General features: G+C 27.2%; 16 protein-coding genes. 3 read left to right on the top strand and 13 right to left on the bottom strand.

Annotated features, from left to right (window positions below):
* Positions 1-98: 98 nt before the first annotated feature.
* The 5 genes from HCG70_RS12315 to treP all read right to left on the bottom strand — a co-directional run bounded on the left by HCG70_RS12315 (position 99) and on the right by treP (position 8,106).
* Positions 99-722 carry a hypothetical protein gene (locus HCG70_RS12315; protein ID WP_042398243.1) on the bottom strand — a complete coding sequence of 208 codons (624 nt, stop codon included), beginning with the start codon at positions 720-722 and terminating at the stop codon, positions 99-101.
* 339 nt (positions 723-1,061) lie between these two features.
* Positions 1,062-3,851 (bottom strand): sugar-binding domain-containing protein, encoded by a 2,790-nt coding sequence (locus HCG70_RS12310; RefSeq protein ID WP_154820674.1) that lies wholly within the window; start codon positions 3,849-3,851, stop codon positions 1,062-1,064.
* 305 nt (positions 3,852-4,156) lie between these two features.
* Positions 4,157-4,867, bottom strand: coding sequence for a trehalose operon repressor (gene treR, locus HCG70_RS12305; protein ID WP_042398237.1), 711 nt, complete (start codon positions 4,865-4,867; stop codon positions 4,157-4,159).
* A 34-nt stretch (positions 4,868-4,901) separates the two neighbouring features.
* A complete protein-coding gene (gene treC, locus HCG70_RS12300; RefSeq protein ID WP_221697834.1) occupies positions 4,902-6,566 on the bottom strand; it encodes an alpha,alpha-phosphotrehalase in 1,665 nt (554 codons plus the stop codon).
* A gap of 97 nt (positions 6,567-6,663) precedes the next feature.
* Complete coding sequence (treP, locus tag HCG70_RS12295; RefSeq protein ID WP_042398232.1) at positions 6,664-8,106, bottom strand: PTS system trehalose-specific EIIBC component; 1,443 nt, start codon at positions 8,104-8,106, stop codon at positions 6,664-6,666.
* A 233-nt stretch (positions 8,107-8,339) separates the two neighbouring features.
* On the opposite strand from treP, the gene HCG70_RS12290 reads away from it, so the two are divergent.
* The gene (locus tag HCG70_RS12290; protein WP_052330661.1) at positions 8,340-9,137 is read left to right on the top strand and encodes a hypothetical protein; all 798 of its coding nucleotides are present in this window, start codon (positions 8,340-8,342) and stop codon (positions 9,135-9,137) included.
* A 336-nt stretch (positions 9,138-9,473) separates the two neighbouring features.
* Positions 9,474-10,427: a calcium/sodium antiporter gene (locus HCG70_RS12285; RefSeq protein WP_042398229.1), complete on the top strand. Its 954-nt coding sequence runs from the start codon at positions 9,474-9,476 to the stop codon at positions 10,425-10,427.
* Positions 10,428-10,536: 109 nt separating this feature from the next.
* Here HCG70_RS12285 and HCG70_RS12280 read toward each other — a convergent pair whose 3' ends face one another.
* Positions 10,537-11,490: an L-lactate dehydrogenase gene (locus HCG70_RS12280; protein ID WP_042398226.1), complete on the bottom strand. Its 954-nt coding sequence runs from the start codon at positions 11,488-11,490 to the stop codon at positions 10,537-10,539.
* Positions 11,491-11,821: 331 nt separating this feature from the next.
* Between HCG70_RS12280 and HCG70_RS17820 the strand changes: the two genes are divergently transcribed.
* Positions 11,822-12,583: a metallophosphoesterase gene (locus HCG70_RS17820; protein WP_078061323.1), complete on the top strand. Its 762-nt coding sequence runs from the start codon at positions 11,822-11,824 to the stop codon at positions 12,581-12,583.
* A gap of 89 nt (positions 12,584-12,672) precedes the next feature.
* Here the strand turns inward: HCG70_RS17820 and HCG70_RS12270 are convergent, their stop codons facing one another.
* The 7 genes from HCG70_RS12270 to larE all read right to left on the bottom strand — a co-directional run bounded on the left by HCG70_RS12270 (position 12,673) and on the right by larE (position 18,347).
* Entirely contained in the window at positions 12,673-12,987 is a 315-nt protein-coding gene (locus tag HCG70_RS12270) for a hypothetical protein (RefSeq protein ID WP_042398224.1), read from the bottom strand.
* A gap of 84 nt (positions 12,988-13,071) precedes the next feature.
* Entirely contained in the window at positions 13,072-13,815 is a 744-nt protein-coding gene (locus HCG70_RS12265) for an ABC transporter ATP-binding protein (protein ID WP_195948690.1), read from the bottom strand.
* Between the two features lie 22 nt (positions 13,816-13,837).
* The gene (locus tag HCG70_RS12260; RefSeq protein WP_311776468.1) at positions 13,838-14,734 is read right to left on the bottom strand and encodes a glycine betaine ABC transporter substrate-binding protein; all 897 of its coding nucleotides are present in this window, start codon (positions 14,732-14,734) and stop codon (positions 13,838-13,840) included.
* A 2-nt stretch (positions 14,735-14,736) separates the two neighbouring features.
* Positions 14,737-15,381: an ABC transporter permease gene (locus HCG70_RS12255; RefSeq protein ID WP_070098848.1), complete on the bottom strand. Its 645-nt coding sequence runs from the start codon at positions 15,379-15,381 to the stop codon at positions 14,737-14,739.
* A gap of 102 nt (positions 15,382-15,483) precedes the next feature.
* Complete coding sequence (locus HCG70_RS12250; protein WP_052330660.1) at positions 15,484-16,074, bottom strand: MFS transporter; 591 nt, start codon at positions 16,072-16,074, stop codon at positions 15,484-15,486.
* A gap of 198 nt (positions 16,075-16,272) precedes the next feature.
* The gene (locus HCG70_RS12245; RefSeq protein ID WP_154820671.1) at positions 16,273-17,466 is read right to left on the bottom strand and encodes an MFS transporter; all 1,194 of its coding nucleotides are present in this window, start codon (positions 17,464-17,466) and stop codon (positions 16,273-16,275) included.
* An 86-nt stretch (positions 17,467-17,552) separates the two neighbouring features.
* On the bottom strand, positions 17,553-18,347 hold the full coding sequence (gene larE / locus HCG70_RS12240; RefSeq protein WP_154820670.1) for an ATP-dependent sacrificial sulfur transferase LarE: 795 nt from the start codon (positions 18,345-18,347) through the stop codon (positions 17,553-17,555).
* Positions 18,348-18,700: the final 353 nt, after the last annotated feature.

The raw sequence follows: 18,700 nt of genomic DNA, 5'->3' as shown, positions 1-18,700 counted from the left end.
ATTTATTTACCAATTCATAATTCATATTATAATAATAAAAAGAGAAGTTGTACCCTATTTACTTAGTTGTGCAACTTCTCTTTTTTATAATTAAATCCTTATTTCTTTTTCATTGAACGTATAACTTCAACTCTTGTTACAACATTATTTGTTATTTTTGCTACTCTTAATGCAAATCCTGGATAATAAATACATACTCCTGTGCCTAACTCTAGTTTTCTTGCTTCTATTTCCTTTAGTACAATATCTTCTAATGTATCTTCTTTATTTTCATGTGGTATATCGATATGTTCTAAAAAGTTTATCCTTTTTACTCTTTCACTACTTCTATAAATAGTTTTATCAACTTCATCAAAGTTATAAAATAAGTACTTTCTTGTAGCAAACAATGCTGCTATAGCTAGTACCCCTATTAAATTTTGGAATATTGTCATGTGTTCAACTATTAATTGTCTTGCAATAGCAAAAAGTAAAACTTCAATTACAGTTTCTGGTGTATGTTTACATAACATCTTTATAAATTCTATTCCAATAACAAAGTTAAATGCTATTGAAAGATAATCATTAAATGCATCTAAATTATTTCTAAATGAGAATACCGATGTAATATCAAAAATTAGATATATAACAGATATTCCAATACAAATTGCTAAAAGTACCCCTATTATAGTCTCAAGTGTATCTACTACTTTTAGCACCTGTTCTTTTATAAATTTCTTCATAATATTTACTCCCCTACTTAATATCTAATTATTTAATAAAACTAAATATAAAAATAACATAATTATATCTCGTATTTTTACATTCTTATTTTTATTTATTTTTTTATTATATCATGAAATATCCCTCTTTTATGTGATAACAATTACATTTTTCTATTATTTTTACATTAAATATATTATTTTTTAAGTTAAAAGAGCTTTCTTTGTTATAATAGTTATAATAAACACTTTTTACTGGAGGTAATGTATGCTTATAAGAGAGATACAAGAAAAAGATAATAAAGCCTCCTAATCCAATTTGAATAATTGACTCGGAGGCTACATCATTTTTTATCTCTATTACTTACTATTAAATATACTATTAAACGTATCTATCCTAATAGTTTTCTCTGGCTTAAAATCTTTACTTTCCATATATTTAATTAAACTATATTGAAGCCATTCTGCTGGACTACTATCCACTATTTCTTTAAGGGGTGAATTGCAAACTAAAATTTTAGCTTCATTTACTTTAAATTCATAAACTAATCCTAACAAATGATTTCTCTCAAAATTATCAATCATTTGTACAATTGGATCAATCTTAACATTATCTAAAATAGATAAACGGGAATTCATAATAATATCCCACCATTGTGGAGTTGAATAAAACTCGCATGGAAAATTCATTAATGCAGGATGTTTATCATTTATTAATAATCCCATTGTTCCTACTGGTATAGGTTTACCCATACTTTCTGAAATAGATCTAAACATTGGATAACACCAGAAATCTGTACAATAAGTTCCTTCAATTGAATTTATATTTTCCTCTTCTTTTGGATAATATAATATCTTTTTATTATTTGAAACTCCACTTATCACTTCTAATAAATCATCAGTAATAATAATATTTTCTTTATCTAATTCTGGGACTATAGGATATACCCATAACTCATAGTGATTTAATATATCTAAATCTTCAATTGTTAATTTAAATGTATATTTTTGTGGTACTTCACATTTTGGTAATTGAAAGCTTACAGTTGATAAATTATTTACACCAATAGCAAGTTTACTTACTATTACTTCTTCCTTCCATAGACAACTTGTTTCATTCACAAGTTCTATCTTTAAAACCATATTGCAATTTTTAATTTCTTTTCTATAATTAGTAAGTTTTATATTACATTTAAATTTTTCTCCTGCATCCCATACATACTTTGAAAACTCTCCAAGCAATATACAATCCGAACAGAACTCTCTCCATTCTTCTGATGATATTATTCCCTTATTATCCATAAAAGCATCTAAAATCCCTACTAAAGCAGTTCCTTGTCCACTAAAATCCTGCAAGTCTAGCAATTGGAATCCTGCTAATTCATTGCTTCTAAATGCTGTTTCTAATTCACCTTTATAGCATTCTGCTGCTAATTTACCTGATGCTTTAAAGTACATATCAGCCTTATCAATTAATCCTTTTTCCTCTAAACGCTCTTTAAACACTTCGAAATTCCTAGCTTTTAATACTCCAGTATATTTATCTATTTCTTTGAAATTAGGAAAAGTTTCATATTGTCCAATTTCATGTGAAATAACTGGTACCTTAGGAATAAACTCTTCTGTTTCAGACACAAGTACTTCTTTTACTCCAGTTCCATATTGAATTTGCTTAACTCCAACTTCCCCTGCTGAACTTTTTTTCTTTGAAGTTGGTCTTATTATTTCATCATAATTATGAATTGTATTTGGTGCGTCTGTTTGTATATGACCTTGTGGAGCATCACACATTGCATAAGAACCTCTATATAATCTATCACCTGTAAAGCGAACTCCACTAAAGAAATCATCCTCTTCTAAAATACATGGTGCCCATTGGAAGTTATTACATCCTTGTACATAAAGATGTCTATTATCATATTCTTTATATCCCTTTAAAATAGAATTTAGAGTTTCCTTGCTTCCCCATAATTCATTACCTAAAGACATCATAACAAATGATGGATGATTACCAAATTCATCTAACATTCTATATCCTTCTTTAATTAAATACTCTTCCATAGCTTCATCATGATTTTCATCTTCTTTTGTTGTTATTGTCCCCCAGAAAGGTAGTTCTGGTTCCATATAAATACCAACAATGTCTGCTGCCTCAAAAGCAGCTTTAGGTGGACAGCATGTATGGAATCTATAATGATTAATACCGTATTCCTTTGATGTTTTTAAAACCTTTATCCAGCTTTCTAAATCTGTTGGTGCATATCCTGTTAAAGGAAAAATTAACCCATCATGTTTTCCTCTAAGAAAAGTCTCTTGTCCATTTATTAAAAACTTCTTTTCATTAGTTTTAAAAGATAACATACCAAATGAATAAGTATCTTCATTTATAACTTTTTCTTCATTTTGAATTTGTATTTTCATTTTATAAGTATGTGGATTATATTCACTCCAAAGTTGAACATCCTCTCCCATTAAGTACTTTACTTCAAATGAATTATTATTTATGTTATAACTTTTTTTATCAAATACTTTAATCTCATCAAAAGCTGTCAATGAAACTTTTTCTATTTTATTACCTAAAATATTTCCTCTTACTATAACAGATTTATCTTCGATATTAGGATAAAACTTAACATTTGATAATCTAGTTTTATTAGTAATTTTAATAGAAATTTCCCCAGTAATTCCATTCCAATTTGTTTGAGTATCTGGTGAAGTCATATGTCCACCTTTTGTTGGATATGAGGTATTATCAACCATTATAGTTACCTTGTGCTTGTTATTGTTTACATAAGGGGTAATATCGTAATGATGAGATGTACATAAACTATTATATGTTCCCACATAATTATCATCTATCCAAAGGTGTGTTATCCTTGTTCTTTCCATTATTAATTCTATATAATCATTTTCACTTTTATTTGGAAATTCTACTTCTTTAGAAAACCAAGCAAATCCTTCGAATTTGTATAAATCAGTAAGATATCCAACTTCTCTATCAGTATTTATTTCACCTTTCTTTGCTTCAGAAGTTGTTGTTGGTAAAGTAATTGTATCATTTAATTCTTTTTTATATAATTCATTATTTAATCCTTGTTTATCTTTATCTAATTGAAAATTCCATTCACCATGCAAATTTATTTTAGTCATATCTATTCCCATCCTTTTATATAGTTAAAATTTATAATCTAATTATTATAAAAATACAATTAAATTTTATATGTAATTAATTATAATATTAACCTTTTACTTTAAATACCCGAAAAATATCACCAAAATTATAGTATTTATTTTATTACCTACATGAAAATTCAAATTATTTAATAGTTAAATAAATATATTTATTAATTAATTAATAAAAAAAAGTGCACTGATGTAAACTGATATCTATAAACTTAAACACTTTTTTATAAGTGTCTAGTCTATAGGTATCAATTTATAAGTGCACCTTTTTATTAATGTCTTCTTGCGAAATCTACAAATACAAATTTATCTGGCCTATGTCTTGACTCTGTATACTGAAATAAACTTGTATCATCTAAATATGTATAGCTTTTAACTACTACTATCATATCAAAGCCCTTCATATCTAAATACTTTTTATCTTCCTCTGAAGCATTTTGAACTGTTATTTCTTTTTTTGCATATGCTATCTTTAATCCTAACACATTTTCAACATATTCATATAAAGAATTCTTGCATATATCTTCAGTAAGATTTTCTACAAATTTTTGAACTACGTAATCCTTATCTAATATTACCTTTTCTCCATCTATAGTTCTTGCTCTTACTATTCTCCATACTTTCTCATCTTCATTTATCTCAAGCCCTTTTGAAATGTTTTTTTTAGGAATAATACACTCTAAAGCCTCAACTGTTGTTTCAATAGCCCTTCCTGACTTTTCACTAAGCTCTTTAAGACTAACTACACCTGAAACTGGGAAATTAAACTTATTTATGTCTAAAACAAATGAACCTTTTCCTTTACTTTTTTGAATATATCCATTTTGTTCTAGCATATTTAAAGATTTTCTTACAGTATCCCTTGAGACATTATACTCATCCATTAATTCCTTTTCAGAAGGTAATTTATCATTTGCTACATATTCTTTACTTTCAATTTTATTAACTATAATGTTATATATATTTAAATACTTCTTATCCATTTCATCACCATAGTTATTTTATCATAAATATCTACTATTTCTCAATATAATAAACTATTGACTCATATGGTCTAAGTATTATTTCTTCCTTTAATTTTCTAGAATTTGAATAATTTGATATTAATGTATTTACTTTATATTCATTGCATAATAATTCTGATGGTAATTTTACCATTGTTTCTTCACCATAGAAGTTATTTAAAACTACTAAAGTTTTATTTTCATAATTTCTTGTATAAGCTAATACTTTGTTATGTTCTTCTAATATCATTTCTATATTACCTTTTGAAATAACATCATATTCTTTTCTTAAAGATATTAACTTTTTATAATGGTAAAATACTGAATCCTTATTTTCTAATGCCTTTTCCGCATTTATTTCTTTATACATTTTACTAACTGGTATCCATGGAGTTCCTACAGTAAACCCTGCATTTTCTTTACTATTCCATTGTATCGGAGTTCTTGAATTATCTCTTGATTTTGATCTTAATATTTCTAAAATATCCTCTTCAGTTTCACCTTGTTCTTTTAATATATTATAATAATTTATAGATTCAACATCTCTATATTCTTCTATTGAATCAAAGTAAGGATTAGTCATTCCAAACTCTTCACCTTGATAAATATAAGGAGTTCCCCTCATCATATGAATAGTTGTTGCTAACATTTTACCACTTTCATTATGATACTTTTTATCATTTCCAAATCTAGATATTGCTCTAGGTTGATCATGATTGCACCAAAATACTGCACTCCATCCATTACCCTCTTGCATTTCCTCTTGCCATTGTTTGAATATATCTTTTAACATCTTAAAATCAAAATCCATCATTGTCCACTTATCACCATTTTTATAGTCAACCTTTAAATGATGGAAATTAAACACCATTGAAAGTTCTTTTTCTTCAGGATTTGAATACTTAATACAATTATCTACTGATGTTGAAGACATTTCTCCAACTGTAATTATATCTTCATACTTACCAAATGTATTTTTATTAAGTTCTTTTAAATACTTATGAATATTAGGTCCATCAGTATAAAATCTTCTTCCATCACCTATATTGTCACTTTCAAACACTTCTGGCTTTGAAATAAGATTAATTACATCTAATCTAAAGCCTTTTACCCCTTTATCTAACCAAAAGTTTACTACTTTATAAATTTCACTTCTTACTTCTTCATTATCCCAATTTAAATCACCTTGTGTAACGTCAAATAAGTGAAGATAATATTCATTAAACTCTTCTACATACTCCCAAGCATTACCACCAAATTTTGAAACCCAATTAGTTGGAGATTCATTATTTTTCCCTTCCTTAAATATATAGAAATCTTTATACTTCTTATCACCTTTTAAAGCTTTTTTAAACCACTCATGTTCAGTAGAAGTATGATTAAATACCATATCTAACATAATATCAATATTTCTTTTTTTTGCTTCCTCTACAAGATTATCGAAATCTTCCATAGTCCCCATTCTTGGATCTATTTTGTAGTAATCTGCAACGTCATATCCATTATCTTTTTGAGGAGATACATAAACAGGAGTTAACCATATATAATCTACACCAAGTTCTTTTAAATAATCTAGTTTTTCTGTTACTCCGTTTATATCTCCAATTCCATCTCCGTTTGAATCATTAAATGACTTAGGGTATATTTGATAAACTACACTTTCTCTAAAATCTTTCATTTTAACTATCTCCTTCTATCTAGCAAATAATGGACGATATATGCCTAGTAATTTTATACTATTCATATATCATCCTTTTATAATTTTTTATATTTTATTAAGCAGCTTTCTTTACTTTAGCATCTACTGATGCATTTCCTAATTTTTTTCTTCCAACAATTATTGTTAATACAAATGGAATTACTATTGCTACTACCATAGCTACAGCAAACATTAACATATGTTGAGGTTGAATTGAAAGTATTCCAGGAATACCCCCTATACCAATTGCATTTGCCATAACTCCTGTTGCTACTGATATTACTGCTGCAATACCTGAACCAATCATTCCACAAATAAATGGGAATCCATATTTTAAGTTAACACCAAACAATGCTGGTTCTGTTACACCTAAATATGCTGAAATACATGCTGGTATTGAAACTTGCTTTTCTTCTTCATTTTTTCTTTGTAAGTATATCATTGCAAGTACAGCTGATCCTTGAGCAATATTTGATAAAGCAATCATTGGCCATAATAATGTACCACCAACTTGTGACATTAATTGAAGGTCAATTGCATTTGTCATGTGATGTAAACCAGTAATAACTAATGGAGCATAAACAAATCCAAATATACCTGCAAATAACCAACTAAATGATGAAGTTAATCCTGAATAAACAACTGTTGAAATCATATCTCCAATTTTCCAACCAATAGGTCCAAGTACTGTATGTGCTATAAGTACTGATGGTACTAATGCAAAGAATGGCACTATTATCATTGAAATTGCAGCTGGTGATATTTTTCTAAAGAATTTCTCTAAATAAACTAATACAAACCCTGCTAATATCGCTGGAATAACTTGTGCTTGATATCCAATCATATTAACTTTAGCAAATCCAAAATCCCAGAATGGAATATCAGCTCCACCTGATACCGCATATGCATTTAAAAGTTGTGGTGATACTAATGTAATACCTAATACTATACCAAGTATTTGAGTAGTTCCCATCTTCTTAGTAATTGCCCATACGATTCCTACAGGTAAGAAGTGGAATATCGCTTCACCTATTAGCCATAAGAAACTATAAGTTCCTGCCCAAAATTGTGATATTTCAATTAATGTTTTTGTTCCATCTTCGAAGAACTTTACATCACCTATGATATTTCTAAATCCTAAAATAAGACCTCCAACTATAATTGCTGGAATAAGTGGTGAAAATATCTCTGCTAAATTTGCCATTAACTTTTGAATAAAGCTCATATTTGATTTAGCTGCATCTTTAACACTATCCTTACTTACTCCTTCAATACCAGAAACCTTTACAAAGTCATTGTAAAAATCAGTAACTGTATTTCCAATTATTACTTGGAATTGTCCAGCTTGAATAAATGTTCCTTTTACACATTTTAATGCTTCTATTTTTTCTTTATCTGCTTTACTTGTATCCTTTAATACAAATCTCATACGAGTTACACAATGTGTAACTGCACTAATGTTTTCTTTTCCGCCAACGTATTCTAGTAATGCTTTTGAGTCATCAATATACTTTCCCATCTTTTTACCTCCTAACATAATGACCTGTACGCATATTATTGTCCTACGCTATCAACAACCTGTACGTACATCTTGTCTATGTATCAATAATAACTTGTACGTATATGTTTGTCAACACATTTTGTAATCATTTTCTTAAAAATATTTGATTTATATATTTTATAAGTATTCTCAAAATGAATTATTTTATATGTATTTTCATATACTCTATTAGCACTTACTTGGAGGTTAATATGAAAAAATTTAGTGAAATAAAAGAAGATTTCACAGATTGGATTATCGGAGCTACTAAAGAAGATTTCTTAAATGTAGTAATTATTTATTCCAAAAGATTAGGATTAATAGCTTTAGGTTTTGTTTTAGCACTAATTGTAAACGTTATTTTTTCAACACCTGTAGAAGGAACTGAAGAATACAAAACTTTAAATTCTCTCTATGAAAGCTCCAAGGAATATGGTGAATCACTTAATGAAAAAGTAACTGAGTTAAAAAAATCTATTAAAGACTTAGAGGAAGAAAACTCACTCCTTACAAAAAAGGTAGAAGAAGCTGCTCCTTGGTTTGAAATGAAAGAAGAGGAACGTAAAGCCGAAGAAGAAAGAATTGCGCAAGAAAAGGCCCAAAAAGAAGCTGAGGAAAAAGCAAAAAAAGAGGCTGAAGAAAAGGCTGCTGCTGAAAAGAAAGCACAAGAAGAAGCCGCTGCTAAAGAAGCTGAAGCTCATAAATATGAAACTGGTCTAACTTGGGAAGACATAGCTAGAGAGGGTAAAATCGGAACACTAGGTCAATTCGAAGGTAAAATTATTCAAGTCATGAATGGTAATGGATATACTCAATACAGAGTAGCAATAAACGGAAACTATGATACTATAATGCTAGTTGAAATTGATGATAGCATAAAAACTGAAACTTTATTAGAAAATGACTATATATACTTTAAAGGTTCATCTGCTGGTAATATGACTTATACCACAGTTTTAGGTGCCGAAATGACTATACCAGCTTTTATAGTTGATGAAGTTACTAGATAATTATCTAATTTAAATTAAAAATAGATTTTACAGACCTCTAATAAATAGTATTAGTAGTCTGTAAAATTTATAAATACGATCTCTATTTTTTTTGCCTTTAATTAGTATACTAAAACAAACTTATGAAAACTTATTAATTATAAAATCTACCTTTATAAAATAATCTATGTATTCATAAACTAACTCTTTATATAAGTTATATAAAATCAAACCTCATAAGATAAGAAAAAATATTATTTTTTAAGTTTAATCATAAAAAAAATTTGTAACTTTACCTTTCATATGATATCTTTCTATTTAGCACATAATTTTTATCAAATTTTTGGAGGATATACTATGTCATTTATTCTTTTAATTATAGGTTTCTTTTTTCTTATAAAAGGAGCTGATTTATTTGTTGATGGAGCTGCTTCTATAGCAAGAAAATTTAATATTCCATCAATGATAATAGGACTTACCATAGTTGCAATGGGGACAAGTGCTCCTGAGGCTGCTGTAAGTATTACATCTTCATTATCTGGGCAAAACGATATGAGCGTAGCTAATGTAGTTGGTTCAAACTTTTTTAATATTCTTGTAGTTCTTGGTGTTTCTTCACTAATATCTAAGCTACCTGTACAAAAAAATACAATAAAAAAGGATACACCTTTTTTATTAATTGTAAGTGGTTTGCTTTTAGTATTTGGAATTAATAAATATATAAGCAGAATTGAAGGATTAATATTATTAATTGTTTTTGTATACTTTTTATATTCCACAGTTAAAATGGCCAAATCTGCAACAAATTTAGATAGTTCATCTGATAATGAAATTGCCTTAGCTGAAAGTGATACTACTACACAAACTCCAATATTAAAAACTGTTATTTTAAGTGTAATAGGAATTTTAGGTATTGTTATAGGTGGAGATATGGTTGTTGATTCTGCTACTTCCATTGCAACTTTATTCGGTATGAGTGCAAATTTAGTTGGTTTAACTATTGTTGCTATTGGAACATCATTACCTGAATTTGTTACTTCTATAGTTGCAATAAAGAAAGGTGAAACTGAAATTGCAATTGGAAATGTAATTGGATCAAATATATTTAACATATTACTAGTTTTAGGGCTAGCTACTTTCATTTCCCCAATAACAATTAGTACTTTAGCATTAATAGATATTATTTTTATGTTATGTATAACAATACTATTATATCTATTTATGAAAAAAGATTATTCTCTATTAAAAAAACATGGCATTATTTTAGTAGGAATTTATATAGTTTATATGAGTTATACAATAATTAGATAATATTTATAAATAAAAAGAAATCTTAGTTGCTTTTTTCAGCTAAGATTTCTTTTTTATATAAAACATATTTATTTCTATAATCTTCTTTAACTTCTAGAATAACCAAATACTAAAAATTAAGCTCTTTATATTTATCACGTACTATTTTACATGAATTATCGAAATTTCTTTGTTCCTCTTCTGTTAAATTTAATTCAACAATTTCCTTTACTCCTTGGCGATCAATTATTGCTGGCACACTTATAAAAATATCATGTTCATTATACTCTCCAGACAATAAAGTAGATACTGGTAAGATTCTATTTTCATTATGTAAAATAGTTTTTACTATTCCAGCTACAGATGCTGCAATCCCATAAGATGTGTTTCCTTTTTTATGGAATATTTCCCATCCACCTTTAATAGTTTCTTCTTCAAGAGAATCATATGGTTCTACCCCAACTCTCTCTTTATTATCTCTTACAATACTTTCAAAATCTTTTCCGCCTACTGTAACAGTGCTCCAAGATACAAGCTCACTATCACCGTGTTCTCCTATAACAAATGCCTCAACACTTCTTGGATCAACATCTATACGTTTTGCTAAGTAATATTTAAGTCTAGCTGTATCTAAAGTTGTTCCGCTTCCAATAACTTGATTCTTCGGAAGACCTGATATTTTCCATGTATAATAAGTCATAATATCAACTGGATTAGATACTACGATAAAAATCCCTTCAAATCCACTTTCCATTACAGAATCTACAACTGATTTAACTATGTTTTGAGATTTTTCTAACATTTTTAAACGATCATTATCTGTAATTGCCATAGGTGCAGAAGCTGTCATTACTACAATATCAGCATCCTTACAATCTTTATAATCTCCTACACTTATTTTTACATTTCTATTCATAAATGCACCTGCATGATTTAAATCAAGAACTTCACCTAATGCTTTATCCCTATTTATATCTATTAATATAATTTCATCACAAAGCCCCTGATTTTGTAAACAAAAGGCTGTAGTCACACCTACATTCCCAGCCCCTATAATTGCAACTTTACTATTTTTTATTAGCATATTTACTGCCTACCTTTCTGTCTTTAATTTATACTTCGCCCCTATTTTTATATCCTATAGGATAATTATAAAGAACATATTTTATTTTCATATATGATTTTACCATTTCACTTAATTTTAGTAAATATTTCTTAGCATGACATAAGTAACATATCTCTTTCTCTATATTAACCTTATCCTTTTCATTTCATATATTAATATTATTAATTCTTTTAAGGTGCAATATGAAAATATACGAAAATATAAATATAAATGAACTACAACTATTAGGAAAAGGTACTCAAGGAAGCGTATATAAAATAGATGATAAAAAATGCATAAAACTATTTAGATAACTCCAACTGCTGACTTTATTGTAATATTAGGAGATTCAGTAGCTGGAGGTAATAATTCTAATGCCTTATTAAGTCAGCTTAACGATTTTAGAAACATAGTAGCTAGTTATTATGAAACAAAGCCTTTAATTCCTGTTTTAGGTAATCATGAAGTTAATATTAATCCTACTGATGATACTTTTGAAAAACTATTTAGCAAATGTTATGCTGATCTTAATGTAACTGATTATTTAGATGAATATAATAAAACAGTTTATTATATTGACTTTGATAATTATAGATTAATATTTCTTAATTCATTTCATTATAACGAAATCCATAAAATCACTAATAACCAATTAAAATGGTTTGAAAACATATGTAAACAAAGTAATAAGAATAAATTACTTTTTCTTCACTCACCAGCTTTTCCTACTGGTGCACATCTTGGGCATTGTCTTGATTTATATCCTAAATGTAGGGATGATTTTTGGTCAATAGTTGATAAATATGAAATTAAATTAGTATTTTCATCTCATGAGCATAATTATTCACGTCGTGTTGTATCTGGTAAAAATGATATTTATCAAATTATTTCTGGAGGTGCTGGTGAAAAACTCCGAAATAAATATAATAGTAAGAATGGAGTTATAATACCACCTATTGCTGTATATCATTTTGTTGTTATGGATTTACTTCCTAACACAATTGAAGTATCTGCTATTGATTTAAAAGGAAAAATACTTGATGAATTTATTATACATTTAAATGATAACTAATTTATGTTGATACATTATGTTATCCTACTAAAAGAAAATAGCAGTACTAGATTTTTATCTACTACTGCTAACTATTTTATATATTCACTTCATAAAAGTTGTATACATGCTACTATTATACCCATCATAATTAATGTAATAACTAGAGATACACATTGTACTACTATATAACCAACCAAATTTATTTTTGTTTTTCCACAATGCTTAAAGAAAAAATACCTAATAGCTCTATATGATACTGTTATTAAAAATACACATATAATAATTGTTATCATTTTGATAAGTATGCTAACTTCATTATTTATTGTTAGCCAATTTAGAAATACAATTATAGGTAACCCCAAAAATACAAACATTAAAAAAACTACTCTGAAATCCGGAATCTTATTCTTTTCATTTTTCATATATATGTTACCCCCTCTCATAGTATATTTTATGAAAGGTATTTTAAAATATAACGATGAACTTATAATATAAATAAATTAAAGTTAGCTTATTTTATTATCACCCAAAAGTTCTTTAACAAAGATATTCTTAGGATTTTTAATCAATTGTTCTGGTGTATCAATTTGTATTACCTCCCCCTTATCCATTACCATAATCCTTGTTCCAAGTTTTAATGCTTCCTTAATATCATGAGTAATAAATATAATTGTCATATTATATTCCTTATAAATTTTTAATATTTCATCTTGCAGTAATTTTCTTGTTATTTCATCTATAGCTCCAAATGGTTCATCCATTAAAATGATATTTGGATTAATTGCCAAGGCTCTTGCAATACCTACTCTTTGTCTTTGCCCGCCAGAAAGTTCATTTGGATAATTATCTAACATTTCTTCTTTTAACCCAACTTTATTTATTAATTCTTTAACTCTATTTTCAATGCTATCCTTTTTTTCTTTTTTTATTAAATTAGGTACATATGATATGTTTTTTCTTACAGTCATATGTGGAAATAAGCCAATTTCTTGAATAACATAACCTATTTTTCTCCTTAAAGCTATTTTATCTACTTTTGAGATGTCATTGCCTTCTACATAAACTTTTCCATCATCTGGTTCAATTAAACCATTAATAAGCTTTAAAAATGTAGTCTTACCACACCCTGAGCTACCAATTACAGTTATAAATTCACCTTTATTAATTTTTAAATTTATATTTTTAAGTATTACTTTATTACCATATATTTTACTTATATTTTTGACTTCTATAATGCTTTTTTCCTCCATATTATCTCCCTTTTTTAAAAGATTACTTTACCAAACCTTTTTCTATTAAAAAGTCTTTTGCAACCTTACTTTCATCTTGTCCTTCTGTCTCAACTAAATAATTTAGCTTGGCCATTTCTTCTTCATTTATAATATTATCTAACTTCATAATAGCTTCTTTTAACTCTGGATATTTTTCTAAAGTATCATTACGTACTACAGTGCCACAATAATAAGTTTGATAAAAATCCTTATCATCTTCTAAAACAACAACATCTGAATTTGAAAGTTGACCATCTGTAGTAAATATATTCATTACATCTATTTCTTTAGAGTTTATTGCATTATACTTAAGACCAATATCCAAATCTACATATTTTTTAAAATTCATATTATATTCTTCACATAAAGCATCAAACCCGTCATCTCTTTCATAAAAATCATATTCAGCTCCAAATGTAAGCTCTTCTGAATATTTTGCCAAATCAGAATAAGTTTTTATATTGTACTTTTCTGCTAAATCTTTTCTTATTACTAACCCAAATGTATTATTAAATCCAAACAAATTAACCCAAGTTAAATCATATTCACTATTATATTTTTCTTGTAATTGTTTATATAAAGTTTCATCATCTGGGATTTCTGTTTCCTTCAAAACAAAACTCCAACCAGTACCAGTATACTCAGGATACATATCAAAATCGCCCTTTAATATAGCTGGATGAATATTACTTGTACCTCCACCTATTCCTTTTGTAATTTCTACATTTAAATTTGTATTTTCTTCGATAATTAGCTTTAACATTTCGCCTAATATAAACTGCTCTGTCATTGGTTTTGTAGCAATTTTTAGGCTCTCACTCTTCTTAGAACATCCTACTGGAATAATAATTAATAAAATTGCTAAAATACATATTAATACCTTTCCCTTCTTTTTCACCTTTATAACCTCCACTTTCTTTTTATTATTTTCTCTATACCTCCAATAATTAAATCACATAATAAAGCTAATAATGCAATTAATAAACTTCCTGCTATAGTCATGGTTTGGTTATTTGTTGTTATTCCCCTATATACAGCAACACCAAGACCTCCTGCCCCTATAAATGATGCAATACCAGCAAGTGCTATAGTCATTACAACCATATTTTTAAAACCTGCTAAAATTACTGTTGTTGCTAATGGAATTTTTATTTTATATAATATTTGAAATTCCGTACTTCCCATTCCTCTAGCTGATTCTATAATCGACTTGTCTATATTATCAATTCCTGCATAAGTATTTCTAATCATAGGTAGTAACGCATATATAGTAAGTGCAATAATTGCTGTAGTATTCCCAATTCCTGAAAAGGGAATCAAAAAACCAAGTAAAGATATTGATGGTATAGTGTAAAGAAAGTTTGTTATGGATAAGACTAATGTTGATGTTTTTTTGTATTCACTTATTAATATTCCTAAAATTCCACCTATAAGAGTTGCTATTATTATAGAAATTCCTGAAATTTTTAAATGTTCTAATGTTAACTTTAAAAAGAAATCATACCTTTCTATATAAAGTTTTATTAATTCACTAATCTTTTTCACCTCCCATAAGTCTTATTTAAATCAGTTTACCTTCATAAATAACATAGTAAATGCTTCATTATATAATACTATTAATATAAAAAAAAATTCCTAAATTAAAATTTAGGAATTTTTTATGTTAAAGGCTTTCTTTTTTAATACTATAAAAATTGCAAATACTCCTATAGTAAAAATTAATAACCCTGGAAAAAGCCATACCTTACTTAAATTATAAACATATGATGATATTAAGGGTCCAATTGCATATCCAAGTGCTTCACATGCACCTACAAATCCAAATACAATTCCTTCACTTTTCTTATCTTCTCCAAACTTTAAAAGTGAATTTTGTAATCCTGAATTTAAAAATGTTGCACCTAAAAAATATATAATAATAGCTATTGTAAATATGCTTATTCTTCTTACAATTGATAATGTAGCTAAGGAAAGTATCATAAATATAAATGATATTATTAGTAATAATTTATCCCCAATTTTATTTGTAACAACTCCAAATGGTATTTGTATTAAAGCCTTTGCAAAACCATAAGATGACATAACTGCACCTATAATTAATGTGCTTATTCCTAATGAATTAAAATACAAAGGTATTATTGGTATCATTAAACTATAACTAAATCCAAAAGCAAACCTTTGAATGCAAAAATATAAAAGCTCTTTTTTAGTGAATAATATATTGTTTTTTATATTCATAATAAACCCCTTTGATTATAAGGAAGACTTTATCTGCTGACTAGTCATAATAACCTACTATAGATAGCAAATTCTAAACTTCAAATGAAGTTAAATCCCTATCTAAAGTTAAGAAGTCAGTTTATTTTATTATTTATCACTATAGCTTTTTTATACTCTAATATTATTTCATATTGATTTTTCTTTTAGTTAATATTTTTATATTCCTGATTTATTGAATAAAACCACATAAATTGCAGTAATAAAAATAGATACCATTAATAAACCTAAAAATAAATAATTTTTATTATATTCATAAATATAAGATGAAACCAGTGGTCCAACTGCATATCCAAGTGACTCTGATGCCCCCACAACTCCAAAAACAAAACCTTTAATTTTAGGATATGATCCAAATTCCGAAAGACAGCTTTGTACAGAAGCATTTAAATATGTTGCACCCAAGAAGTACAATATAATTATTATAGTAAATATAGTTACATTTCTAGTTATAATAAGACCTAACAATGTAAAATTCATAGTAAAAAAAGAATATAATAATTGCTTTTTATTTCCTATTTTATCACTAACCCATCCTGCTATTGGCGCACCTAATCCAAAAACTAATAAGTATACTGATATAATGGAAGAAGTATAAGACGTTGATACATGAAGTACATCCTGTCCATAAAAATGAATTAATGCTACAACACACGAATAAATATAATCTCCTAAAAAGGCACTACTTGATAAAATAATAATTTTATAAACAAATTTTCTTCTTCTTATTTCATATAAAATTTCCTTTATACTCTCTTTCTTATTATCTTTATTTTTCATAGGTTTTACTTTGTTAACTCTAATGATTACATATATTAATGTAAAAAATATTCCAAGAGATGATATATTAAATGCCATACTAAAGTTATTTAACTTTGTTAATATAAAACTTGCAATTGCAGCACCTATTCCCCCACCTAAAGTAAACACTGCTGAAGCAAGGCCAGTACACTCTCCTCTTCTTTTAACATTCAATGTCCTAGCAAGTACTGAATAAGTTGCAGGTGCTGCCATTCCAAGAATAGCACCTTGAATAACATATAAGCTTCCTGCCTGAAGGCTTGTATTTGATAATATATAGCCAATAGGTACTAACCCCATTAACAATAAAGCTAACTTTAGAGTTAATTTATCCCCTATTTTATCACAGACAATTCCAAAGGGAATTTGCATTATTGTCTTACTTACTCCATATAATGAAATTACCATTCCTATAGTTACAGTTTCCATTCCTATTGACTTAAAGAATAGTGGTATTATTGGTATCATAATGCTGTAGCTTATTCCAAAAAGCAGCCTATATATGCAAAACGCTCTAAATTTTTTATCATTTAATATAAACTCATTTTTCATAGTTTCTCCTAATAAATTTTCGATACTTCATAATAAACTTATGTGTACAAATAATTTATTATTACTTAAGTTAAATGAGTATTTAATTACCTTAATGTTTCATTCATACTTCCAGTTCTATAACCCTCTAAATCAAGAGTTATATAATTAAACCCTATTTCTTTAAATTTTGCTATAATTACCTCTGATAGTTGTAACACTTTTGGAATATCTTCTTTTAATACTTCTATTTTAGCTAAATCATCATAATACCTTACCCTAAATTGCTTAAAATTATTACTCAATAAAAATTCTTCAGCAATTTCTATCTTCTTTAGCTTCTCTCTTGTTATTACACTACCATAAGGTATTCTTGAAGCAAGACATGCCATAGAAGGCTTGTCCCATGTTGATAAGCCTAATTCCTTAGATAATTCTCTTATTTCATTTTTAGTTAGTCCCGCTTCTTTTAATGGACTAATTATTCCTAATTCCTTTAATGCTTTAATTCCTGGTCTATAATCCCCTTCATCATCTAAATTACTTCCATCTGCAACAATATCAAAACCTTCTTTTTTGGCTATTTCCTTTACCTTAGAAAATATACCTTTTTTACAAAAATAACATCTATCCTTACTATTTGCTACAAATTCTGGTACACTGTATTCATTTGCATCTAAAAATATATGTTTTATTTTAAGTGACTTACAAAATTCCTTACTTTCTTTTAATTCCCTATCTGGATACATAGAAGATCTAACTGTAATAGCTAATACATTTTCTCCTAAAACATTTTGTGCAACCTTTAATAAAAATGTTGAGTCTACTCCCCCCGAAAATGCAATACATATTTTTCCCTTTTCCTTTAGACTATTAATTAAATTATTATACTTCTCTCTCATAATCTCACCCTTTCATAATAATATAGTAGTTATATAAAACTGTTAAAATTATCTTTAGTTAATTATATATTTTTCTAAATATAACCTCTTAAATATTTTGTATTTACTAATATTTTTATGGTAATCTTCTTATAATTTATATAATTACACTATACCATTTAAGTTAACTCTAAAGTCAATGTTTTTTATCTATTATTGAAGAGTAAAAATAAAATTATCATTGATACTAAATACTTATTATTAAACTAATTCTTTAAGAAAATTAAATAAAAATATAATCTAGAAATAGAATATCACTATCCTACCTCTAGACTATTTTAACTTCAAAAGACACAAAGTATCTTTAGCTGAAA

This window comes from Clostridium sp. K04 (assembly GCF_019734375.1).
GTDB classification, from domain to species: Bacteria; Bacillota; Clostridia; order Clostridiales; family Clostridiaceae; genus Clostridium; species Clostridium saudiense.
The sequence above is the reverse complement of the archived record's forward strand: the minus strand, read 5'-3'. Positions and strand labels throughout refer to the sequence as shown.